The 22,698-nt window shown below is 67.7% G+C and carries 17 protein-coding genes and 1 tRNA gene; 6 read left to right on the forward strand and 12 right to left on the reverse strand.

The genetic code is table 11. The features are described from left to right. Positions 1-2 precede the first annotated feature (2 nt). Genes FB560_RS14460 through otnC form a run of 5 tightly spaced genes read left to right on the forward strand, consistent with a single transcriptional unit; the run spans position 3 to position 4,117 of the window. Positions 3-740 (forward strand): MBL fold metallo-hydrolase, encoded by a 738-nt coding sequence (locus FB560_RS14460; protein ID WP_141873022.1) that lies wholly within the window; start codon positions 3-5, stop codon positions 738-740. A gap of 44 nt (positions 741-784) precedes the next feature. Beyond that, positions 785-1,576 (forward strand): hydroxypyruvate isomerase family protein, encoded by a 792-nt coding sequence (locus FB560_RS14465; protein WP_141873023.1) that lies wholly within the window; start codon positions 785-787, stop codon positions 1,574-1,576. After that, entirely contained in the window at positions 1,573-2,247 is a 675-nt protein-coding gene (locus FB560_RS14470; RefSeq protein ID WP_141873024.1) for an aspartate/glutamate racemase family protein, read from the forward strand. The genes FB560_RS14465 and FB560_RS14470 overlap by 4 nt, the downstream gene beginning before the upstream one ends. After that, positions 2,244-3,500, forward strand: a complete 1,257-nt coding sequence (gene otnK, locus FB560_RS14475; RefSeq protein WP_141873025.1) for a 3-oxo-tetronate kinase — start codon at positions 2,244-2,246, stop codon at positions 3,498-3,500. The genes FB560_RS14470 and otnK overlap by 4 nt, the downstream gene beginning before the upstream one ends. Continuing rightward, a complete protein-coding gene (otnC, locus tag FB560_RS14480) occupies positions 3,497-4,117 on the forward strand; it encodes a 3-oxo-tetronate 4-phosphate decarboxylase (RefSeq protein WP_141873026.1) in 621 nt (206 codons plus the stop codon). The genes otnK and otnC overlap by 4 nt, the downstream gene beginning before the upstream one ends. Before the next feature lie 76 nt (positions 4,118-4,193). Here otnC and FB560_RS14485 read toward each other — a convergent pair whose 3' ends face one another. From FB560_RS14485 to FB560_RS14520, 8 genes are all read right to left on the reverse strand, one after another. After that, positions 4,194-5,507 carry an MFS transporter gene (locus FB560_RS14485; protein WP_229673043.1) on the reverse strand — a complete coding sequence of 438 codons (1,314 nt, stop codon included), beginning with the start codon at positions 5,505-5,507 and terminating at the stop codon, positions 4,194-4,196. A gap of 54 nt (positions 5,508-5,561) precedes the next feature. Next, a complete protein-coding gene (locus FB560_RS14490; RefSeq protein ID WP_141873027.1) occupies positions 5,562-6,548 on the reverse strand; it encodes a nucleoside hydrolase in 987 nt (328 codons plus the stop codon). Positions 6,549-6,617: 69 nt separating this feature from the next. Then, positions 6,618-7,295 (reverse strand): substrate-binding domain-containing protein, encoded by a 678-nt coding sequence (locus FB560_RS14495; RefSeq protein WP_141873028.1) that lies wholly within the window; start codon positions 7,293-7,295, stop codon positions 6,618-6,620. Beyond that, entirely contained in the window at positions 7,292-8,281 is a 990-nt protein-coding gene (locus FB560_RS14500) for a phosphoglycerate dehydrogenase (protein WP_141873029.1), read from the reverse strand. The genes FB560_RS14495 and FB560_RS14500 overlap by 4 nt, the downstream gene beginning before the upstream one ends. Continuing rightward, positions 8,278-9,063 carry an NAD-dependent epimerase/dehydratase family protein gene (locus FB560_RS14505; RefSeq protein ID WP_141873030.1) on the reverse strand — a complete coding sequence of 262 codons (786 nt, stop codon included), beginning with the start codon at positions 9,061-9,063 and terminating at the stop codon, positions 8,278-8,280. Before FB560_RS14505 ends, FB560_RS14500 begins: the two co-directional genes overlap by 4 nt. Positions 9,064-9,208: 145 nt before the next feature. Next, positions 9,209-10,099 (reverse strand): bile acid:sodium symporter family protein, encoded by an 891-nt coding sequence (locus tag FB560_RS14510; protein ID WP_141873031.1) that lies wholly within the window; start codon positions 10,097-10,099, stop codon positions 9,209-9,211. A 191-nt stretch (positions 10,100-10,290) separates the two neighbouring features. Further along, positions 10,291-10,375 (reverse strand) — tRNA-Tyr (locus FB560_RS14515). An 86-nt stretch (positions 10,376-10,461) separates the two neighbouring features. Next, positions 10,462-11,391, reverse strand: a complete 930-nt coding sequence (locus FB560_RS14520) for a PfkB family carbohydrate kinase (protein WP_141873032.1) — start codon at positions 11,389-11,391, stop codon at positions 10,462-10,464. Between the two features lie 86 nt (positions 11,392-11,477). Between FB560_RS14520 and FB560_RS14525 the strand changes: the two genes are divergently transcribed. Beyond that, on the forward strand, positions 11,478-12,071 hold the full coding sequence (locus FB560_RS14525; protein ID WP_141873033.1) for a hypothetical protein: 594 nt from the start codon (positions 11,478-11,480) through the stop codon (positions 12,069-12,071). 242 nt (positions 12,072-12,313) lie between these two features. Here FB560_RS14525 and rpoC read toward each other — a convergent pair whose 3' ends face one another. The 4 genes from rpoC to FB560_RS14545 all read right to left on the reverse strand — a co-directional run bounded on the left by rpoC (position 12,314) and on the right by FB560_RS14545 (position 22,693). Further along, positions 12,314-16,189, reverse strand: coding sequence for a DNA-directed RNA polymerase subunit beta' (rpoC, locus tag FB560_RS14530; RefSeq protein WP_141873034.1), 3,876 nt, complete (start codon positions 16,187-16,189; stop codon positions 12,314-12,316). Positions 16,190-16,263: 74 nt separating this feature from the next. Next, on the reverse strand, positions 16,264-19,767 hold the full coding sequence (gene rpoB / locus FB560_RS14535) for a DNA-directed RNA polymerase subunit beta (protein WP_141873035.1): 3,504 nt from the start codon (positions 19,765-19,767) through the stop codon (positions 16,264-16,266). A gap of 299 nt (positions 19,768-20,066) precedes the next feature. Beyond that, a complete protein-coding gene (locus FB560_RS14540; RefSeq protein WP_141873036.1) occupies positions 20,067-21,746 on the reverse strand; it encodes an ABC transporter ATP-binding protein in 1,680 nt (559 codons plus the stop codon). Then, positions 21,743-22,693 (reverse strand): ABC transporter permease, encoded by a 951-nt coding sequence (locus FB560_RS14545; protein ID WP_141873037.1) that lies wholly within the window; start codon positions 22,691-22,693, stop codon positions 21,743-21,745. Before FB560_RS14545 ends, FB560_RS14540 begins: the two co-directional genes overlap by 4 nt. Positions 22,694-22,698 lie beyond the last annotated feature (5 nt).

Below are 22,698 nucleotides of genomic sequence, written 5' to 3' on the forward strand. Positions count from 1 at the left end.
GCATGTACGAACTCCACTCGCTCGTCGACGGCTTCCCCGGGAAGTCGTCCTCGCACGGTGCCTTCGGGTGGAGCAGCCTGTGGCTGCTCCACCAGGGGGATCGTCGCGTACTCATCGACGCCGGCCCTCCGGCCTACATCCCGCTCATCCACGAGGGGCTGGCCGAGCTCGGGCTCGACACCGGCGACATCACGGATGTCGTGGTGACGCACCTGCACTGGGACCACGTGGGCAACTTCACGATGTACCCGAACGCCACGACCTGGGTCGGTGAGGAGGAGCTGGCCTGGGCATCCACCCAGCCGGCCGGCACCAAGTTCATCCCCGATCTGCACATCCAGGAGCTGCTGCGTCGCCGCGACGGCGTCGAGCGGATGCGCGACGGGCAGGAGATCCTGCCGGGCATCACGGCGATCGCGAGCCCGGGACACACCCCGGGACACCTCGCCTTCCATGTGGACGCCGCGGAACGCTCGCACGTGTTCGCGGGGGACGCGGTGAAGAACGTGTTCGAGCTCAACACGCTCGTCGTCGATTCCACGATGGATGCGGATGCCAGCCGCGCGAGCGTCGATCGCCTGCGGTCGCTGCTGCGCGACACGTCCGGCGTTCTCGTCCCCGGACACGATGTGGCACTCGCCCTCGACGGCACCGACGCCGTGCGTCTGGCGGAGCAGTCCTCACGGATCGGGTTCTTCGCGGACGGCGTGCGCGGCGAAGTCGATCGGAGCATCCGCTGACCCGCGCGTGACCGCGCCCGACCCATCCGCCCTCAGGAGATGACATGACCACCCCCCTGCGCTTCGATGCGAACCTCAAATGGCTGTTCACCGAGCACCCCTTCGAGGAGCGGTTCGACGCGGCCGCCCGCGCCGGCTTCCACGCCGTCGAGTACCCCGCGCCGTACGAGTACGCGCCGGGCCGTCTCGTGGAGCTGCTCGCGCAGGCCGGTCTCACGCAGATCCTGATCAACACTCCGATGGGTCCGGCGGGCTCTCCCACCCGCCAAGGGCTCGCATGCGTCCCCGGCGCGGAACACGCCTTCCGCGACGGGGTGCTGCGAGGTCTCGAGTACGCCACGGCCCTCGAGGCCCCGTTCCTGCACGTCGTCGGGGGCATCATCCCCGACGACGTGCAGCGGGACCGCGCTTTCGCCCTCTATGTCGCCAACATCGCCTGGGCTGCCGAGCAGGCGCGCGGTACCGGCATCCGTCTGCTGCTCGAACCGCAGAACAAGCGCGACGCCCCCGGCTTCATCCTCGAGACGCAGGCGCAGGCCGCGGCGGTCGTCGACACCGTCGGTCGCGATCAGACCGGCCTGCTGATGGACTTCTATCACGCGCAGATCGACGAGGGCGATCTGATCCCCACGTTCCTCGCGCACCGCGAGCAGATCGCACACCTGCAGATCGCCGACCCACCCAGCCGCCATGAGCCGGGGACGGGCGAGATCGCTTTCGATCGCATCTTCACCGCGATCCGCGACTCGGGATACGACGGCTGGATCGGCTGCGAGTACCAGCCGCTGACCGACACCGCGACCGGCCTCGGCTGGATGAAGGAGATCTCCGCATGAACGCTCGCCCGAGAATCGCCCTGATCAGCGCCGTCACCGCGGCCATCGCACCGGCTCGATCGGCGCTCGACGAGCTGTATCCCGACGCAGAGGTGTGGAACATCCTCGACGATCGTCTGCTCAGCGATGCCGATGAACGCGGTGGCCTGGACGACCCCCTCCGCGCTCGCATGGTGCGCCTGATCGACCATGCGCTGGCGGAGGGCGCCGACGGAGTGCTGCTCACCTGCTCCCTTTACGGACCCGTGGCCGCCGACGTCCGACGCGATGCTCCCGTGCTGGCCCCTGACGAGGCGGCCTTCCGTGAGATCGCCGCGGCCGGATACGGCTCGGTGCTGGTGGTGGCCTCCTTCGAAGGAGCAAAGGACGATTCGGTCGAGCAATTGACGACGGCTCTGCGCGCGGCGGAAAGCAAAACGAACGTGACAGGGATCGCGGTCCCCGCGGCCATGGCCGCCACGAAGGCCCAGGATTCCCGCGCGCTGCTCGCCGCGCTGTCGGAGGCCTGCGTGCCCTACGCCTCGCAGGTCGATGCCGTCTTCCTCGCGCAGTACTCGCTGGCTCCAGCGGCGCACGATCTGGCGACGGCGCTCGGCGTCCCCGTGCTGTCCGGTCCTGCCAGCTCTGCCGTCGCCTTGCGCGACCTCCTCTCTGCGGAGTCCGCCCGATGATCGGGATCATCGCCGACGATGTGACCGGCGGAACCGATGTCGCGGTCGCCTGCCGCCGTCAGGGACTGCGCACCGGCATCGTGTTCGGGGAACCGCACGCCCACGCGATCGACCCGGCCTGGGACGTGGCCGTCGTGGCGCTCAAGACCCGCACGATCCCCGCAGCAGATGCCGTCGCCCAGTCGCTCACGGCGGCGAAGGCGCTGCAGGCCCAGGGCGCGGATCAGCTGTATCTCAAGTACTGCTCGACATTCGACTCGACCGTCGACGGCAACATCGGTCCGGTGCTCGAGGCCCTGGCGTCGCTCGTCGGCGCCGGGCGCGTCGTCACGACGCCGAGTTCTCCCGAGCACGGCCGCACGGTCTCCGATGGGCAGCTCTTCGTGAACGGCGTTCCCCTCGCCGAGTCCCCCATGCGCGACCATCCGCTCACCCCGATGCGCGACTCCGACCTGGTGCGGCTGCTCGATCGACAACTGCCCGCGCCGTCGAGCCGGGTTCTGCCCCTCGACCTCGTGCGTGGCGGGTCTGATGGGCTGCGCGCGGCCATCGCCGACCCGCAGCACGACGCCCGCTATGTGTTCCCCGACGCCGTCACCGACGACGATCTGCTGACGATCGCCCGCGCCGCTCTGGACGCGCCTCTGCTGGCGGGAGCCGCAGGGCTCGCCGGAGCACTCGCCCGCGCCCTCGTCGAGAGCCGCCCCTCCGCGGAGCATCCGACTCCGCCGGCAGACGGCAGCGGCCGCACGATCGTGCTCGCGGGCAGCTGCTCCCGGCGCACGCTGGAGCAGATCGACGCGATGGCCGATGCGGGACGCCCGATGCACCGCCTCGACGCGCTCGCATCTCAGGACCCGGCCGTTCTCGCCGCCGAGGCACTCGCGTGGTACGACGCCCTCGATCCGGCTGCTCCCGCACCCCTGATCTACGCCTCCCTCCCGCCCGAGCAGTTGCATGCGGTGCAGGAGCGACTGGGCATCGAGCAATCAGCCGCCATCCTGGAGGATGCGATCTCGCAGGTGGCCCACGGTGTCCGTGATCGTGGAGTCACGCGCTTCCTCACCGCAGGCGGCGAGACCTCCGGCGCCGTGATCGCGGCCCTCGACGTGCGTGCCGGCGAGATCGGCGCGGAAGCAGCTCGCGGAGTGCCGTGGATCCACGGAGACGACGGCACGCGATTCCTGTTGAAGTCGGGCAACTTCGGTGACCCCGACCTCCTGGTGCGCGCCTCAGAGGAGAGCACCTCATGAACGCACGGCGCGACGACCTCATCCGCGCCGCCCGGTCGCTGTTCGACCGGGGGCTCACGCACGGAAGCACGGGCAACCTGTCGGTGCGGGCCGAAGGCGGCATCCTGGTCACCCCGACCGGATCGAGTCTGGGCACCGTGACCGCCGACGAGCTCTCGCTGATCGACGATCGGGGCCGGCACCTGGGAGGTCCCGCTCCGTCGAAGGAAGCCTTCCTGCATGCAGCCGTGCTGCGGGCCCGCCCCGGCGCCCAGGCGGTCGTGCACACGCACTCCACCCACGCGGCAGCCGTGTCCTGCCTGGCGGACCTCGACCCGAGCGACGCGCTCCCCCCGCTCACGGCGTACTTCGCGATGCGGATCGGGCGCCTTCCGCTGCTGCCGTATTACGCGCCAGGAGACGACGCGCTGGAGGCTCTCGCGGAACGCACCGCGCGCGACCACGTGGCCCTGCTGCTGAGCAATCACGGACCCGTCGTCGCGGGCAAGACGCTCTCCGCGGCCATGGATGCGCTCGAGGAGCTCGAGGAGACCGCGAAGCTCTTCCTGTTGCTCCGCGGGGTCGCCACCCGCCCGTTGACCCCTGCACAGGTCGACGCGCTGCGTCCGCCGAACTGACCAGCGCAGACACACGACGAAGGGCGTGTGGGAATCCGCGATCGGATCCCACACGCCCTTCGTCGTGCGGTCAGGGTCAGGAACCCACGAACACTCCGTTGCGCTTCTTCGCCAGCACGTAGAGCACGACGCTGATCGCACAGAGGACCGCGATGTAGATCGGGAAGATCCAGCCCGCGCCGATGCTCTGCAGCCACACGAACAGGTACGAGGCGGTGCCGCCGAAGAGCGCGACGCCGACGCCGTAGCCGAGGCCCATGGCCGTGCCGCGGATGTGCTGCGGGAACAGCGAGTTGGCGACGGCGTTGTAGATCGTCAGGTTCAGCAGCAGCACGAGCGAGCCACCCAGCATGACACCGGCGAGCGGGCCGATGCCGCCGTCGTTGTAGAGCAGCACCAGGAAGATCGTCGGGATCGCCAGGAGGCGTCCGACCAGGAACCAGCGCGAGAGCGCCCACTTGTCGAGGATCCGGCTGAGCACGAGCGCTCCGAGGGTCAGCACGACGCTCAACGTCGTCGAGACCGCGAACACGGCCGTGGGGTCCTCACCGAATGCACCCGTCGCGAGCGAGGGCAAGCCGGACAGCCAGGTGTAGTTGTACGCCATGATCGCGCCGATCACGAAGACGACGGCGACCACGCTCAGCCAGTAGTGGCGCACGCCGCGCCAGACCTCGATCGTCTCGGTGCGGGTCGCCACCTCGCCGTTCGCGCCGACGACGCCCTGCGGCAGCGTCTCGGGAAGCGATCGGCGCAGCCACAGCACGAGGATGCCGAGCACGCCACCCAGGATGAACGGGATGCGCCATCCGTACTCACCCATCGCGGTGGCGCCGAGCAGCGCGCTGGCGCCGAAAGCCGTCAGCGGGGCCAGGAGGTTGCCGAGGTTGTTGAAGAACGCCATGAAGCCGGCGACGTAGCCCGGGCGCTCCGGCACCAGCTCCAGCCCGTATGCCTGGCTCAGCGGCGCCTCGATACCGGTCGAGATGCCCTGCACGATGCGCATGAGCAGCACGATGATGCCGGCCCAGACGCCGAGGGTCTCGTGTGTCGGCAGCACGCCGATCACGAGGCTCGCGGCGGCCGTGACCCCGACCGATCCGATCATCACGATCTTGCGGCCCACGCGGTCCGCGACGAGGCCGAACACCACGCCGCCGATCGGGCGGAAGATGAAGCCCACCGCGAAGACGGCCAGCGAGTTGAGCGTCGCCGACGCCGGGCTGTCGCCGGGGAAGAAGGCGTTGCCGATGTAGACGGAGAGCAGTCCGAACATCGCCCAGTCGAACCACTCGAGAGCGTGGCCCGCGCTGAGCGCGAAGAGGTTGCGGGTGTCGTGCCGACGCGAGGGGGCGTCGTCGACGGGTCGGGTGGTGGTTTCCTGCGTCACGGGAGAGCTCCTTCGCTCACGGGGGGGGTGATGCTATCGGGGGGGGGTAGTGGGTCAGCGCCAGGGAAGCGGACGACGGAGGGTCTCGCCGATGAGGTCGAGCACACCGTCGAAGTCCATGTCGAAGATGACGCGGTGCTGCGGACGGGTCTCGTCGCGAGACGGATGCACGCCGGCGAGGTACCGGTCCCCGGTCGCCGGGTCCTGGAAGGTCTGCAGCGGGCGGCGGACCGCTCCGGCGACGAGCTCCGGTCGCAGCAGGGTCGCGACGGCCAGGCTGTCGTTGATGCCCATGACGCGATGGTCATCGGGCTGCGGGTACGACCGCGTGTAGAAGCCGGCGTAGTCCGCACTGATCGCGGTGATCAGCTTGGCGGGCGGTGAGTCGGTCGCCGCGGCGATCTCGAGGAAGAAGTCCTCGGGAACGAGTGCCTGACGCGTCACGTAGGGTCCGCACCAGGTCACATCGCCCTCGTGGCGGGCGACCTCCTGCGCAGCGTCGATGTCGAACGACACGTTCGGGTCACGCGAGACGCGGAACCGTCGGTCCGCCCAGGGTTCGGTGTCGTTGTAGAGCGCCGGGCCGAGGGTGCCGACGATGGTCGTGCTGCGGAGTCGCTCCAGCAGTCGCGGCTCCCGCTGCAGGGCGAGCGCGAGGTTCGTCTGCGGGCCGAGCGCGAGGTAGTCGATCTCGCCGTCATGCGCATCGACCAGGTCGAGCAGCACCTGCACGCCGTCGGGCTCGGCAGGGACCGGCGTCGCTGGGCGCAGGCCGGTGTTCCCGAATCCGTCCTCGCCGTGGATGCCCGGGTTCAACCGCAGCTCCTGACGCAGCGGCACCGCGGCGCCCCGGTACACGGGGACGTCGGTACGTCCGCAGGTGTCGAGCACGTAGCGCGCGTTGTCGGCGGCGCGGGCGCTCTCGCAGTTGCCGAAGACGCTGATCGCAGCGAGGATCTCGACCTCGGGGTCGGCGGCCAGCAGCATCAGCGCCAGCGCGTCGTCGACTCCCGTGTCGGTGTCCACGATGACTTTTCTCATGTTCTCTCTTCTCGTCAGTGCGACGGGTTCGGTCGCAGCTTCCGTGATGACGCCCTGCGGCGCCCGATGTCAGGGGGCGCTCAGCCCGACGGATTCGAAGGCGCGGCGCGCGTCAGGCGCTCCGAGCGCTGTGGCGAAGGCGGCCGCCGTGTCCGGGGCTCCGGGGCGCACGCCGATCGCGAACGACGCGTAGGACTGGAGGGCGTGCGGGATCGGCGTCACGATGTGCGGCCCCGCGACCGCCCGCAGCTCGCTGATCTGCTGGATCGCGACGCTCGCCCGGCCGTCGACGACGGCATCCGCCGTGAGCCCCGCGGAGAAGCGGACTGCTCGCTCGTCGATGACCTCCAACAGATCGTGCGTGCGCAGCACCTCCATGAAGTGCAGGCCGCTCGCACCGCTCAGCGTGTAGGCGACGGCCGATGCCGCGCGCAGGTACTCCAGGAAGCTCTCCGCCGACTCATCGGCCGGCGCGGGGCTCTCGGGGAGCCGGGCGAAGCCGACGGCGGACACCGCGATGTCGGCGAGGCCCTCGTGACCGAGCACGCCCTGGTCGGCCAGACCCCGTACCGATGAGGACACGCCCAGCACGAGGTCGGGGCGCTCTCCTTCCGCGATGCGGCTCAGCAGCACGGTCGTCGGCTCGAACGTCGCCTCGACACGCTCGCCCGTCGCCTTCTCGAAGATCGGGATCACGGTCTCCTCGAGCGCCTGACGGACGACGAGTCCGCTGTAGAGGGTGATCATGCGGGCACCCCCTGGTAGTCGGGGTTCACGACGAAGCGGGGCTCTCCCCCTCCGAGCACGTCGATGACGGTCGTCGCGGCGATGCGGCCGGACTCCCCTCGTGCCTCGCGGGTGGCCCCGGCGACATGGGTCGTCGCGAGGATCCCCGGCGTGTGCAACAGCGGACTGGTCGGAGGCAGCGGTTCCTCGGCGAAGACGTCGAGCGCTGCACCGCCGATCACTCCCGCGTTCACGGCCTCGACCAGCGCCTGCTCGTCGATGATGCCGCCGCGGGCGGTGTTGATGACGATCGCATCGGACTTCATCAGCGCCAGCCGCTGGGCGTCGATGAGGTTGCGGGTCGAGTCGTCGAGGAAGAGATGCAGCGTGACGAAGTCTGACTGCGCCAGCACGTCTTCGAGGTCGGCGGGACGCACCCCGTTCGCCGCGGCGAACTCCTGGTCGAAGTAGGGGTCGTACGCGACGATGTCCATGCCGAACCCCCGCCCGATCGAGGCGACCGCCTTGCCGATCGAGCCGAGTCCGAGGATGCCGAGGGTGGCGCCCTGGAGCTCACGTCCCGTGAGCTGCTCCCAGTGGCCGTCGGACAGATTGCGGATGTTCTCCGGGATCCGGCGCGCGGACGCCAGCAGCAGCGCGAACACGTGCTCCGCGACCGCCTGGCGGTTGGCCCCGGCCGTGATGCACACCGGGATGCCGCGACGGGTGGCGGTGTCGACGTCGACGCTGTCGTAGCCGACGCCGGTGCGCACGACGACCTTCAGGTTCACGGCTTGGGTCAGCTCCTCGGCGCCCAACGGACGGGTGCCGGCGATGATCGCACGCACTCCGCCGAGCAGCGCCGCGCGGTCGTCAGCGGAGAGCGCCGCGAGGTCGGCCTCGTGGCGGGTCGTGAGGCCGGCTGCGGTCAGCATCTGATCGACCTCGTCGCCGGGAGCGAGGAAAGCCGTCGTGATGAGCACGTCGACGTTCTGTGCGATGGTCACCAGATGCCTCCTTCGTAGTCGGATGCCGTGAAAGCACCACCGTGATAGCGGGGCGCGGGGGCGTCGCGGTCGACACCTTCGGCATGATCAGCGGCGTCATCCTTCGGGACGAATCCGATCGCATCCCATCCCGCCTGCCCGTTCCACCAGGAGCCGGTGTTGGCCGAACAGCCGTAGACGACCTGGCAGCCGACCGGCCCGCTCTCGATCGCGCAGCGCGTGAGCTCGATGCCGTCCCGCCAGCTCAGCCACAGCGCGAGCTGACGCTGATCCTCCGGCGCGGGGCGGAAGGTGCCGATGCGAAGCAGCACCGATTCGACCCCCCACTTGTCGTGGTAGAGGCTGGCGAGCGCTTCGCCGAAGGCCTTCGAGACCCCGTAGAAGGTGTCGGGACGAAGCGGCGCGCTCTCGTCGAGAGTCTCGGTCGCGTCGTGGAAGCCGACGACGTGGTTCGAGCTCGCGTAGACGACGCGGCGCACGCCGGCCCGACGAGCGGCTTCGTACACGTGGTACGTCCCGTCGATGTTGGAAGTGCGGATGCTCTCGTAGGTCGACTCGTCGGCGATGCCGCCGAGGTGCACGATGACATCCACGCCTTCCGCCGCCTTCGTGAGACCGTCGAGGTCGGCCAGGTCGCCGATGACGACCTCCTCCCCCGGGTGCAACGGCTCCTCCGGAGCGCGACGCGTGAACAGCACGACGCGGTCGTATCGACCGGAGAGACCCTCCCGGATCACCCTGCCCATACGGCCGGCACCTCCGGTGTACAGAACTGTCGTCATCGTCGTCCTTCCCCGCTGCGGAGCATCTCCGCTCCACTCTCTTCCACCATAGTATTGGCAATACTATTTTATTTCAACGGGAATGCGAGCATGCACACCGATCAAGGCTATGTCCTCTCGGCGCGCGAGAGAGAGTCCGCGCGGCTCAGGCGTCGACGTCGCCCTTCGCGGGAAGCGTGGCTGCCGCCGACCGGTCACGGATGAGGAATCCGAAGCCGAACGCGATGAAGAACATCAGCACGCCGTAGACCGCGGCCGGCAGGCTCAGCTCCGTCGACCCGAGCACCGACTGGGCGATGACGATCGCGAGTGTGGCGTTGTGGATGCCGATCTCGAACGACGTCGCGATCGCCTGGCGCCGTCCGACGCGGAGCGCACGGGGCACCAGGAACCCGATCGCCAGGCTGATGAGACAGAAGAGCACGGTGATGAGAGCGAGCTGCGCGACGTTCGACACGAGCAGCGACCAGTTCGACGCCACCGCCCCGGCGATCACGACGATCAGGATGATCACGGAGGCGATGCGCACCGGCTTGTCCATGCCGTCGGCGAACCTGGGACGGAAGCGGCGGATCAGCATGCCGAGCGCGACCGGAAGAAGCACGATCGCGAACACCTCGAGCGTCTTCGACCACTGCAGGCCGAGGCGGTCGTCGAAGGGCTGGAAGTAGGCGATCGCGAAGTTCGTGATGAGTGGGAGGGTGATGACCGCGATCACCGAGTTCACGGCGGTGAGCGAGATGTTCAGAGCGATGTCGCCGCGGAACAGGTGGCTGTAGAGGTTCGCGGTCGTGCCACCGGGCGATGCGGCCAGCATCATCATGCCGACCGCGAGCACCGGCGGCAGTTGGAAGGCCAGCACGAGTCCGAAGCAGATCGCCGGGAGCAGGATGAGCTGGCAGAGCAGCGCGATGATCACCGCCTTCGGCTGCTTCAGCACCCGCGCGAAGTCGGCGAGAGTGAGGCTGAGTCCGAGCCCCAGCATGATGATGCCGAGGGCGACGGGCAATCCGATGGTGGTCAACGCTGATCCCATGACACTCAGTGTGGCCGATGCGGGGCCTCGGTGTCACGCGTTCGCGGGATCCCGCTCCCCCGCGTACCAGCCTGCCCGGGCGCTGGGAATGAGTCCGCGGCACATGCTCGGGGTCATGGGGCACTGTATCGACGGTGCTGACGGTGAGACGAAGCGAAAAGGCCCCGCGCATGCGGGGCCTTTGTCGAAGATGGTGGCGAGTGAGGGATTCGAACCCCCGAATGCTGAGCAGTCTGATTTACAGTCAGATCCCTTTGGCCGCTTGGGTAACTCGCCAGAGCGCACCCGTCCGACTTGAACAGCCAACCGGGGGCACGAAAGATAATCATACCTGCCCGAGGCGGGTGCAAGAAATCGAACCGTCAGCTGCCGTTCACGCCGCGGCCGGAGTCCGCGAGCGACTCCGGAGTACGCAGCAGTCCGCCCTCTGCGCGGCAGGTCGCTGCGGCCACATCCATGGCCCGCGACAGCAGCGCACGCCACTCCCCCAGCTCGGTCGGCGACTGCGAGACCAGACCCTCCGACACGGCTGCGAGCGTCGCATCCCCCGCGCCGACCGTATCGATCACGGCTCCGGGGAGCTGCGCGATCGGCGCCGCGGCGACGCCGGCATCCGTGTCGATCGTGGCGCCGTCGGCACCGGCGGTGGCCAGCACGGCGGCGGCGCCCAGACGACGGAGGCGCGCACGCAGAGCATCCAGGTCGCCGTCGTAGAGGATGGCCGCGTCATCGGCCCCGACCTTCACGATCGCGGCATCGGCTGCGAGACGCTCGAACCCGCGCACAAATTTCGCGCGATCGCTCAGCATGCCGGTACGCGGATTGGGGTCGACCGCGACGCGCGCATCGCCCAGAGCGTCGACGAGCGCGTCGACCTCCGCCGGCACGTCGAAGGGGAAGCAGCTGATCGCGACGAGACCGGCATCCGCGATCGCCTGGCGCGCCTCTTCGGAATAGCGGATGCTGCGCTGCTGCGCCGCGTCGTTGAAGACGTACTGGGGCTCGCCGTTCGCCGCGCGCTGCACGACCGCCCGCGACGACCCGTGCGGGGCCTCGCTCGAGATCAGTCGAACTCCATGGTCGGACAGGTACTCGCGGATGTGGGCGCCCGCCTCGTCGTCACCGACCATCGCGATCAGGGTCGTCGCGACGCCCAGGCGCCGCAGGCCGACAGCCACGTTCAGCGCTGCACCGCCGACCAGCTCGCGCACACCGGAATCGTCACGGATCTCGTCGATCAGGGCATCGCCGATCACGACCACGGAACCGGCAGGAGAAGTCACGTTGCTCACCCGCCGACACTACCGCGCCGGGGAGGGCGCGGGGGAATGCCGCGATCCTTCCCCACCCCTGCCGCTCCGGGCAGTACGGTGTGGCCATGAACGTCCGACTCGCCGGTGCCGCCGCTGCTCTCGCCCTGATCGCCGCGCTCGCTGCGTGCGCCCCGCAGACAGGTGGTGACGGCGCCGAGCCGTCCTCGAGCCCCGACGCATCCGAGACGGACGGTCCGGACACGACCGAGTCCCCCTCCCCCAGCCCGACGCCGTCTGTCGCTCCGATCGCCCTGCCGAGCGACTGCCGCGCGATCCTCTCGGACGACGTGCTGGCGCAGCTCGACGGCATCCCTCTCAACGACGCCGCCTTCGGCCCCTCGGGTGTCGGCAGCGACGGCACGCTCACCTGCATCTGGGGCGATCCCGGCGCCGACACGACGGGGCTCACGACGACGATCTCGAAGATGAACCGCGGCCCGGCGCTCGATATGCTGAATGCGCTGGCCGACGACGAGGGCTTCTCCTGCTTCACGCCCGACGGCGGTACCCGCTGTGAGAAGACCTGGCCGAACGCGCAGTATCCCGTCACCGACGGCCGTACCCTGTTCTGGCGCCAGGACGTGCTGATCGACACCCGCTACTCGAACCTCGCCCCCACGGGCTACACCTCCGCGATCGTGGCGAGTCTGTTCGACTGATCGCGTCACCCGTTCGGGCGGGGTTCTCGGGTTCGGGAGGAGACAGGCGGCTGGACCCTCCTCCCGAACCGGAGATCTCCTCCCGACGGCGAGACCGACGGGACTTCGGACACGAAGAAGGCCCCAGGCGAATCGCCTGGGGCCTTCTCAGTCACTCAGTACTCAGTTATGTCGCGACTTCGTCGCTCGACAAACTTCAATCGGCTCGGCCGGACGAGCAAGCTCGCCGGCTCTCGCCTCAATCAGTTGTAGGTACCGGGGGTGATGTCGTCCGTCGAGAACGCGTCGAAGTCGACGTAGCCGAAGTCGCCGTCCGCGTACGCGCCGTCGGATGCGAAGATCCGGTTCGGGTAGCGCTCGCTCTTGGCTTCCTCGGTGGCCTCGACCGTGACGTCGCGGTACTTCGAGAGACCGGTTCCGGCGGGGATGAGCTTTCCGATGATGACGTTCTCCTTGAGACCGACCAGCGGGTCGCGCTTGCCCTCCATGGCGGCCTGCGTGAGCACGCGGGTCGTCTCCTGGAAGGACGCAGCGGACAGCCACGACTCGGTCGCGAGCGACGCCTTCGTGATACCCATCAGCTCCGGACGGCCGGACGCGGGGCGCTTGCCCTCTGCCACAGCCTCGCGGTTGATCGTCTGGTAGCGCTTGAGATCGACCATCTCACCCGGCAGCAGAGTCGTGTCGGCGTGATCGACGACGGTGACCTTGCGGAGCATCTGGCGGACGATGACCTCGATGTGCTTGTCGTGGATCGGCACACCCTGCGAGCGGTACACGCCCTGGACGCCGCCGACGAGGTAACGCTGCACCTCGCGAGCACCCATGACGCGCATGATCTCCTTGGGGTCCAGCGTTCCGACCAGGATCGGCTGACCGACGGTGACGTGCTGTCCATCCTCGACGAGAAGCGTCGCACGCTTCAGCACCGGGTAGATGACGGGCTCGTCGCCGCTGTCGGGCGTCAGGATGACCTTCTTGCCCTTGTCGGTCTCGTCGATCGTGATGCGACCGTCGGCCTCGGAGATCGGGGACGCACCCTTGGGGGTACGAGCCTCGAAGAGCTCCTGCACACGGGGAAGACCCTGCGTGATGTCATCCGCCGATGCCGAACCACCCGTGTGGAAGGTACGCATCGTCAGCTGGGTACCGGGCTCACCGATCGACTGTGCCGCGATGATGCCGACGGCCTCGCCGATGTCGACGGTCTTACCCGTCGCCAGGGAACGTCCGTAGCACTGCGCGCAGACACCGACGGCGGAGTCGCAGGTCAGGACCGAGCGCACCTTGATGGTCTCGACACCCGCCGCGACCAGCTTGTCGATCAGCACGTCGCCGACGTCTTCACCGGCATCGGCGAGAACGTCGCCGTTGCTGTCGATGACGGCGGAGGAGAGCGTACGAGCGAACACCGAGTTCTCGACGTTGGCGTCGCGAACCAGCGTGCCGGTCGAGTCCACCGCAGCGATCGGGAGCTCGAGGCCCTTCGACGTGCCGCAGTTGTCCTCGCGGATGATGACGTCCTGCGAGACATCCACCAGACGACGGGTCAGGTAACCCGAGTCGGCGGTACGCAGAGCGGTGTCGGCCAGACCCTTACGGGTACCGTGCGTCGCGATGAAGTACTCCGCCACCGACAGACCCTCGCGGTACGAGGAGATGATCGGACGCGGGATGATCTCACCCTTGGGGTTGTTCACCAGACCACGCATACCGGCGATGTTCCGGATCTGCAGCCAGTTACCACGAGCACCCGACGACACCATGCGGTTGATGGTGTTGTCCTCGGGGAAGTTGGCCTTCATGGCCGCCTGAACCTCGTCGGTCGCCTCGGTCCAGATCTTGATGAGCTCCTGGCGACGCTCCGAGTCGGTCGTGAGACCCTTCTCGTACTGCGACTGGACCTTCGCGGCCTGCTTCTCGTAGCCCGCGACGATCTCCGCCTTGTTCGGCGGGGTCAGGATGTCGCTCAGGGCGACGGTCACACCGGAGCGCGTGGCCCAGTAGAAGCCGGCGTCCTTGATGCGGTCCAGCGATGCAGCGGTCTCGACCTTGGGGTACTCCTCGGCCAGCTTGTTGACGATCTGCGACAGCTTGTTCTTGTCTGCCTGCTCGCGGACGAACGGGTAGCCCTTCGGCAGCGTGTCGTTGAAGATCGCCTGACCCAGCGAGGCGTCCACGAGACCGTGTCGCTCGTAGCCCTCGGGGGCTTCGCCCTCGAGGAACGTCAGACCGGGGATGCGGATGCGGATCTTCGCCTGCAGGTCGAGGGTTCCCTCGTCCTTGGCCAGGATCGCCTCGCCCACCGAACCGAATGCACGGCCCTCACCGGCTGCGCCCGCCTTGACCGTGGTCAGGTGGTGCAGACCGATGATCATGTCCTGCGAAGGCAGGGTGACCGGGCGTCCGTCGGACGGCTTCAGGATGTTGTTCGAGGCGAGCATCAGCACGCGGGCCTCGGCCTGAGCCTCGACCGACAGCGGCAGGTGCACAGCCATCTGGTCACCGTCGAAGTCGGCGTTGAACGCGGCGCAGACGAGCGGGTGCAGCTGGATGGCCTTACCCTCGACGAGCTGCGGCTCGAACGCCTGGATGCCGAGGCGGTGCAGCGTGGGTGCACGGTTCAGCAGAACCGGACGCTCACGGATGATCTCCTCGAGCACGTCCCAGACCTCGGGACGGGTGCGCTCGACGGCACGCTTGGCGGCCTTGATGTTCTGCGAGTGACCGAGGTCGATCAGACGCTTGATGACGAACGGCTTGAAGAGCTCCAGAGCCATCTGCTTGGGCAGACCACACTGGTGCAGCTTCAGCTGCGGGCCGACGATGATGACCGAACGGCCGGAGTAGTCGACGCGCTTGCCGAGCAGGTTCTGACGGAAACGACCCTGCTTACCCTTGAGCATGTCGCTGAGCGACTTCAGGGCGCGGTTGCCGGTACCGGTGACGGGACGACCACGGCGACCGTTGTCGAACAGTGCGTCGACGGCCTCCTGCAGCATGCGCTTCTCGTTGTTGACGATGATCTCGGGGGCACCGAGGTCGATCAGACGACGAAGACGGTTGTTGCGGTTGATCACACGACGGTAGAGGTCGTTGAGGTCGGAGGTCGCGAAGCGGCCACCGTCGAGCTGCACCATCGGGCGCAGCTCCGGCGGGATCACCGGAACGACGTCGAGGACCATGGCGGCCGGGCTCATGCCGGTCTCCAGGAACGAGCTGACGACCTTCAGGCGCTTGATCGCGCGGATCTTGCGCTGACCCTTGCCCTCGGAGATCTGCAGGCGCAGGTTCTCCGCCTCGGCGACGAGGTCGAAGGCCGCGAGGCGACGCTGGATCGACTCGGCGCCCATGTAGGCCTCGAAGTACTGACCGAAACGGTCCTGCAGCTCGTGGAAGACGTCATCCTCGGGGCGGAGTGCGCCGACCTCGAGCGTGCGGAAGTCCTCCCACACGCGCTCGAGCTTGGCGATCGCCTCGTCGGCACCCTTGCGGATGAGCGACATCTCCTTCTCGGCGGCGTCCTTGACCTTCTTCTTGACGTCGGCCTTGGCACCCTCGGCCTCGAGGGCAGCGAGCTCCTCCTCCAGGCGGGCGAGGCGCTCGGCGATCTTCGAGTCGCGACGGTCACCGAGCGTCTTGAGCTCGAGACGGATGTTGTTCTCCTGCGTGCCGAGATCGCGGTGACGAGCATCCTCGTCGACCGAGATCACCATGTACGCGGCGAAGTAGATGACCTTCTCGAGGTCCTTCGGCGCCATGTCGAGCAGGTAACCCAGACGCGAGGGCACGCCCTTGAAGTACCAGATGTGGGTGACGGGAGCGGCGAGCTCGATGTGACCCATGCGCTCACGACGGACGGAGCTCTTGGTGACCTCCACGCCGCAGCGCTCGCAGACGATGCCCTTGAAGCGGACACGCTTGTACTTTCCGCAGGCGCACTCCCAGTCGCGGGACGGGCCGAAGATCTGCTCTCCGAAGAGACCGTCCTTCTCCGGCTTCAGCGTGCGGTAGTTGATGGTTTCGGGCTTCTTGACCTCACCGTACGACCACGCGCGGATGTGGTCCGCAGTGGCCAGGCCGATGCGAAGCTCGTCGAAAGTGTTTGACTCGAGCACTAATTCTCCTGTGTCGGAATTCTTCTGAAGAAATCGGGGAGGCTGGGCCGCCGCACGGGGCGGCGGCCCAGACCTTAGATCTCGTCGATCGAGGCGGCCTCGAAGCGGCTGGAGATGTTGATTCCGAGCTCTTCCGCTGCACGGAAGGCCTCGTCGTCGGTGTCACGGAGGTTGACCAGCGTGCCGTCGGCCGAGAGCACCTCGACGTTCAGGCAGAGCGACTGCATCTCCTTCATGAGCACCTTGAAGGACTCGGGGATGCCGGGCTCCTGGATGTTCTCGCCCTTGACGATCGCCTCGTACACCTTGACGCGGCCGAGGATGTCGTCGGACTTGATCGTGAGGAGCTCCTGGAGCGCGTACGCGGCGCCGTAGGCCTCGAGGGCCCACACCTCCATCTCACCGAAGCGCTGTCCACCGAACTGCGCCTTACCACCGAGCGGCTGCTGGGTGATCATCGAGTACGGACCCGTGGAACGTGCGTGGATCTTGTCGTCGACCAGGTGGTGCAGCTTCAGGATGTACATGTAGCCCACGGAGATCGGAGCCGGGAACGGCTCGCCGGAGCGGCCGTCGAACAGCTGCGTCTTTCCGGTCGAGTCGATCAGGCGCACGCCGTCGCGGGTCGGGGTGGTCACGTTGAGGAGACCGGCGATCTCCTCCTCGCTCGCACCGTCGAACACCGGGGTGGCGACCTTCGTGTTGGGAGCGGCTTCGAATGCCTCTTCCGGCAGACGGGCGGCCCACTCGGGCTTGCCCTCGACCTTCCAGCCCTGCTTGGCGATCCACCCGAGGTGGGTCTCCAGCACCTGGCCGAAGTTCATTCGACCCGGGATGCCGAGCGGGTTCAGCACGATGTCGACCGGAGTTCCGTCCGCGAGGAACGGCATGTCCTCGATCGGGAGGATCTTCGCGATGACACCCTTGTTGCCGTGACGGCCGGCGAGCTTGTCACCCTCGGTGATCTTGCGCTTCTGGGCGATGTAGACCACGACGCGGCGGTTCACGCCGGAGCCGAGCTCGTCGTCGCCGTCCTCGGCGTTGAACTCCTTGACGGCGATGATCGTGCCCTGCTCACCGTGAGGCACCTTCAGCGAGGTGTCACGGACTTCGCGGCTCTTCTCGTTGAAGATCGCGCGGAGCAGACGCTCCTCGGCCGACAGCTCGGTCTCACCCTTCGGCGTGACCTTGCCGACGAGGATGTCGCCGGGGCGGACCTCGGCACCGATGCGGATGATGCCACGCTCGTCGAGGTCCTTCAGCAGCTCAGGGCTGACGTTGGGGAGGTCACGGGTGATCTCCTCCTTGCCGAGCTTGGTGTCGCGAGCGTCGACCTCGTACTCCTCGATGTGAATCGAAGAGAGGGTGTCGTCCTTCACCAGGTCCTGGCTGAGGATGATCGCGTCCTCGAAGTTGTAGCCTTCCCACGTCATGAACGCGACGAGGAGGTTCTTTCCGAGTGCCAGCTCACCGTTCTCGGTGGCGGGGCCATCGGCGATGACCTCTCCGACCTCGACGCGCTCACCGGCGTTGACGACGACCTTCTGGTTGTACGACGTGCCCTGGTTGGAGCGGTCGAACTTGCGGAGGTGGTATTCCTGCGTTCCCCCCTCGTCGAGCATGACGACGACGCGGTCCGCGGAGACCTCGGTGACGACACCGGCCTTCTCGGCGGTGAGCACGTCACCGGCGTCGATGGCCGTGTAGCCCTCCATACCGGTTCCGACGAGCGGCGAGTCGCTGCGCAGCAGCGGCACAGCCTGACGCTGCATGTTGGCACCCATGAGGGCGCGCTGTGCATCGTCGTGCTCGAGGAACGGCACGAGCGAGGTCGCGACCGACACCATCTGGCGCGGCGAGACGTCGATGTAGCCGATGTCCTCCGGGAGGAACATGTCGACCTCGCCGCTGCCGCCCTTGGGGCGGGCCAGGACGTGGCTCTCGATGAAGCGACCCTTGGCATCGAGCGGGGCGTTCGCCTGCGCGATGTTGAAGTCGACCTCTTCCGAAGCCGTGAGGTAGTCGATGTGCTCGGTGACGACGCCACCCTCGACCTTGCGGTACGGGGTCTCGATGAAACCGAACGAGTTGATGCGCGCGAACGTCGCGAGCGCACCGATCAGACCGATGTTCGGGCCTTCCGGGGTCTCGATCGGGCACATGCGGCCGTAGTGCGACGGGTGGACGTCACGGACCTCGACACCGGCGCGGTCACGCGAGAGACCACCGGGGCCGAGCGCGGACAGACGACGCTTGTTCGTCAGACCCGCGAGCGGGTTGTTCTGGTCCATGAACTGCGACAGCTGCGACGTTCCGAAGAACTCCTTGATCGCGGCGACGACGGGACGCACGTTGATCAGGGTCTGCGGCGTGATCGCCTCGATGTCCTGAGTGGTCATGCGCTCGCGGACGACGCGCTCCATACGGGACAGACCGGTGCGGACCTGGTTCTGGATCAGCTCGCCCACCGCGCGGATCCGACGGTTGCCGAAGTTGTCGATGTCATCGGTCGCGAGGCGGATGTCGGCCTTCTTGCCCGAGCGGATGCCCGAGAAGGTCTCCTCGGTACCGGCGTGCAGACGCACGAGGTACTTGATCGTCGCGACGATGTCCTCGACGGTCAGGACCGACGAGTTCAGCGGCTGGTCGAGACCGAGCTTCTGGTTGATCTTGTAACGACCCACCTTGGCGAGGTCGTAGCGCTTCGGGTTGAAGTAGAAGTTGTCCAGCAGCGCACGGGCGGCCTCGGCGGCGACCTGCTCGCCCGGACGCAGCTTGCGGTAGATGTCGCGGAGCGCATCTTCCTTCGTGACGATGGTGTCCTTCGCGAGCGTCTCCTCGATCGAGGTGTAGCCGGCGAACTCCGCGAGGATCTCCTCGCTGGTCATGCCCAGCGCCTTGAGGAAGACGGTGACGGACTGCTTGCGCTTGCGGTCGACGCGGACGCCGACCTGGTCGCGCTTGTCGATCTCGAACTCGAGCCAGGCACCACGGCTCGGGATGACGCGTGCCGACACGATGTCCTTGTCGGACGTCTTGTCGGGGGTCTTGTCGAAGTAGACACCCGGCGAGCGCACGAGCTGCGACACGACGACGCGCTCGGAGCCGTTGATGATGAACGTGCCCTTGCCCGTCTGGAGCGGGAAGTCGCCCATGAAGACCGTCTGGGTCTTGATCTCACCCGTGAGGTGGTTCATGAACTCGGCCTCGACGTACAGCGGAGCGGCGTAGGTCTTGCCACGCTCCTTGCACTCCTCGATCGAGTACTTCTCCGGCTCGAGGTAGGGGTTCGTGAACGAGAGCTGCATCGTCTCGCCGAGGTCCTCGATCGGAGAGATCTCCTCGAAGATCTCGCCGAGACCGCTGATCTCGTTGACGTCGGTGCGGCCGGCCTTCTTGGCCTCGGCGACGCGAGCCTTCCAGTCGTCGTTACCGACGAGCCAACCGAAGGATTCGGTCTGCAGGGCGAGAAGGTCAGGGACCGTCAGCGTGTCGGAGATCTTGGCGAACGAAAGACGGGAAGCTCCGCGTCCGTTCTTGGTGGTGGTGGATGTGGATGCGTTGCGAGCAGCAGCCAAGGGAATAACCTCCGTGAGCCCCGCAGGGCTTCTCGATTCCTTTGTCGTCAGGTGGAGTGTGCGCTCAAAGACTCAACAGATGCCGACCACCATATGAGGGCAGGGAGAAGCGAGCGCAACTACCAACTATACGCACGATTCGGCGACATGGCAAGCTCAGTCCTTGACCAATGTCGGATGCTGCGGTATTAGCGCCGTCCACGCACGCCGAGACCCACCATCCGCGCCGAGACCCACCCGTGCATGCGTCGGGCGCGATGGGTCTCGACGGGCGGGATGGGTCTCGGCGAACGGGGCGTTCAGGACGCGATGTTCAGCTCGTTCCCGGGGATCGAGGCGAGCAGACGACGCGTGTACGGGTCGCGCGCGTTGGTGAAGATCTCCTCCGACGAGGCCGCTTCGACCAGAGCGCCGTCCTTCATGACGCACACGTAGTCGCTGATCAGCCGCACCACCGCGAGGTCGTGGGAGATGAACAGGTAGCTCAGCCCGTACTCCCGCTGCAGATCACCGAGCAGCGTCAGGATCTGGTCCTGCACCAGCACGTCCAGCGCCGAGACGGGCTCGTCGCACACGATCAGATCCGGCGACAGGGCGAGGGCCCTGGCGATCGCGACCCGCTGACGCTGTCCGCCCGAGAGCTCCGAGGGATAGCGCCGCAGCATCGACTGCGGCAGTGCCACGTCGTCGAGCAGCTTCCGCACGCGGGTGCGCCGCTCGGATCCGCTCCCCCGCCGGTAGAAGTCGAGCGGCTCGGAGATCAGCCGCTCGATCGTGAACATCGGGTTCAGGCTCGAGTACGGGTCCTGGAAGATCGGCTGCACGCGCTGCCGGAAGTCCCGCGTCTCGGCCTTGCTCAGCGACGAGATGTCCTTGCCCTCGAAGCGGATCAGGCCACTGGTCGGCTCGACCACCTTGAGCAGCATCCGCGCCGTCGTCGTCTTGCCCGACCCGGACTCGCCCACGATCGCGACCGTCTCGCCGCGCGGGATCGACAGCGAGACGTCCTTGACCGCCACGAAATCCTCACCGCGTCCGCGCACCGGGTACACCTTGGTGAGGTTCTCGATCTCGACGATGTGATCGGCGGGGGCCGCCGCCTGAGGCTCCGACTCCGCGGCCCGCTCCTCGACGTGGAACGCCTCCGGTCGCAGCCGTGCGGCGGCGACCGACGGTGCGGCCTTCACGAGCGACTGCGTGTACGGATGCTGCGGCGCCTCGAGGATCTGCCGCGCAGAGCCCTGCTCGACCACCTTCCCGCGGTGCATCACGATGACCCGCTCCGCACGCTCGGCGGCGAGACCCAGATCGTGCGTGATGAGCAGCACGGCGGTACCGAGTTCTCGTGTCATCGCCCCGATCTGATCGAGGATCGTCTGCTGCACCGTGACGTCGAGCGCACTCGTCGGCTCGTCCGCGATCAGCAGCCGTGGGCTGCAGGCGAGACCGATCGCGATGAGCGCACGCTGCCGCATGCCGCCGGAGAACTCGTGCGGATACTGCTTCGCACGCCTCTCCGGATCGGGCAGACCTGCCGCGGTGAGAGCCTGCACGACCTTCTCCTGCACGTTCTGCCTGGTGGCGAGCCCGTGTGCGAGCAGGGTCTCGGCGACCTGGGTGCCGATCTTGGCGACCGGGTTCAGGTTCGACATCGGATCCTGCGGCACCAGGCCGATGTCGCGCCCGCGGATCGCACGCAGCTCGTGCTCCGATGCCCGCGTGATCTCGCGACCGTCGAGCCGGATGCTGCCGGAGGCGATGCGACCGCCGCCGGCGAGCAGTCCGATGATCGCCATCGCCGTCGTCGACTTGCCCGAGCCCGACTCCCCCACGATCGCGACGGTCTCCCCCGCGTTGATGTCGAGGTCCACCCCCTCGACCGCGTGCACGACCCCGTCCATGGTGGCGAAGTCGACCGCCAGCCCCTGCACGGACAGCAGCGGTGCGCCGGACGTCTGATTCTCTTTCTTGGCGTTCATCGTGCCCTCGTTCTCGGGTCCATGGCCTCGCGCAGCGCTTCACCGAACAAGGTGAAGCCGAGCGCGGTGACCGCGATGCAGATACCGGGGAGGAACGCCAACCACGGCGCGATCGCCAGCTCCGCCTGCGCGTAGGTGAGCATGCGGCCCCACTCCGCCGTCTCCGGGCGTCCTCCGCCGAGACCGAGGAACGACAGCGCCGCCGCATCGATCACGGCGGTCGCGAGCGTCAGGGTCCCCTGCACGATCACGGGCCCGATCGCGTTCGGCAGCACGTGCGACATCGTGATCGACCCGCGGCCGAGACCGAGGGTCTGGGCGGAGAGCACGTAGTCGCTGGAGCGCTGCTGCAGCATCGATGCCCGCAGCAGTCGCGCGAAGATCGGCACCTGCGAGGCCCCGATCGCGATCATGACCGCGTACGGGGTCTGCCCGAGGATCGCGGCGATCGACACCGCGAGCAGCAGGTTCGGCACCGACAGGATGATGTCGACGATGCGCATGATCAGCGTGTCGACCCAGCCGCCGAAGGTGCCGGCGAGGAGGCCGAGGATCATGCCGCCCACCAGTCCCATGGCGGTCGAGATCACACCGATGAGCAGCGAGGCCTGCGCTCCCCAGATGAGTTTCGACAGCACGTCGCCGCCGAAACGATCGAGACCGAGCGGGAACTCGGGCAGCTCGCCGGGACCGGGGATGTGCGTCGGGGTGATGAACTTCGCCCCGGGCAGCGCGGTCTCCGGATAGGGCGCGATCAGGGGCGCGAGCGCCGCGACCAGCACGAACAGCAGGACGATGCCCGCCCCGATCCAGGCGGTCGGGTTGCGGCGGAGCCGACGGAACACGTCCCGCCAGAAGCCGCCGGGGCCGTCCTTCAGGTCAGCCTGTGCGATGGCGACGGTGTCGATGAGTCCGCCACCCTGGGCGGGAGGAAGGGCGACGCTCATGACGC

The organism is Microbacterium saperdae, from assembly GCF_006716345.1.
GTDB classification, from domain to species: Bacteria; Actinomycetota; Actinomycetes; order Actinomycetales; family Microbacteriaceae; genus Microbacterium; species Microbacterium saperdae.

Bases quoted from the DNA above. Each gene is read 5' to 3' on its own strand.
- FB560_RS14460 (WP_141873022.1), top strand. From the start codon at position 3: ATGTACGAACTCCACTCGCTCGTCGACGGCTTCCCCGGGAAGTCGTCC.
- FB560_RS14525 (WP_141873033.1), top strand. From the start codon at position 11,478: ATGAACGTCCGACTCGCCGGTGCCGCCGCTGCTCTCGCCCTGATCGCC.
- FB560_RS14465 (WP_141873023.1), top strand. From the start codon at position 785: ATGACCACCCCCCTGCGCTTCGATGCGAACCTCAAATGGCTGTTCACC.
- FB560_RS14495 (WP_141873028.1), bottom strand. From the start codon at position 7,295: ATGATCACCCTCTACAGCGGACTCGTCGTCCGTCAGGCGCTCGAGGAG.
- FB560_RS14490 (WP_141873027.1), bottom strand. From the start codon at position 6,548: ATGAGAAAAGTCATCGTGGACACCGACACGGGAGTCGACGACGCGCTG.
- otnK (WP_141873025.1), top strand. From the start codon at position 2,244: ATGATCGGGATCATCGCCGACGATGTGACCGGCGGAACCGATGTCGCG.
- FB560_RS14545 (WP_141873037.1), bottom strand. From the start codon at position 22,693: ATGAGCGTCGCCCTTCCTCCCGCCCAGGGTGGCGGACTCATCGACACC.
- FB560_RS14505 (WP_141873030.1), bottom strand. From the start codon at position 9,063: ATGACGACAGTTCTGTACACCGGAGGTGCCGGCCGTATGGGCAGGGTG.
- otnC (WP_141873026.1), top strand. From the start codon at position 3,497: ATGAACGCACGGCGCGACGACCTCATCCGCGCCGCCCGGTCGCTGTTC.
- FB560_RS14540 (WP_141873036.1), bottom strand. From the start codon at position 21,746: ATGAACGCCAAGAAAGAGAATCAGACGTCCGGCGCACCGCTGCTGTCC.
- FB560_RS14510 (WP_141873031.1), bottom strand. From the start codon at position 10,099: ATGGGATCAGCGTTGACCACCATCGGATTGCCCGTCGCCCTCGGCATC.
- FB560_RS14470 (WP_141873024.1), top strand. From the start codon at position 1,573: ATGAACGCTCGCCCGAGAATCGCCCTGATCAGCGCCGTCACCGCGGCC.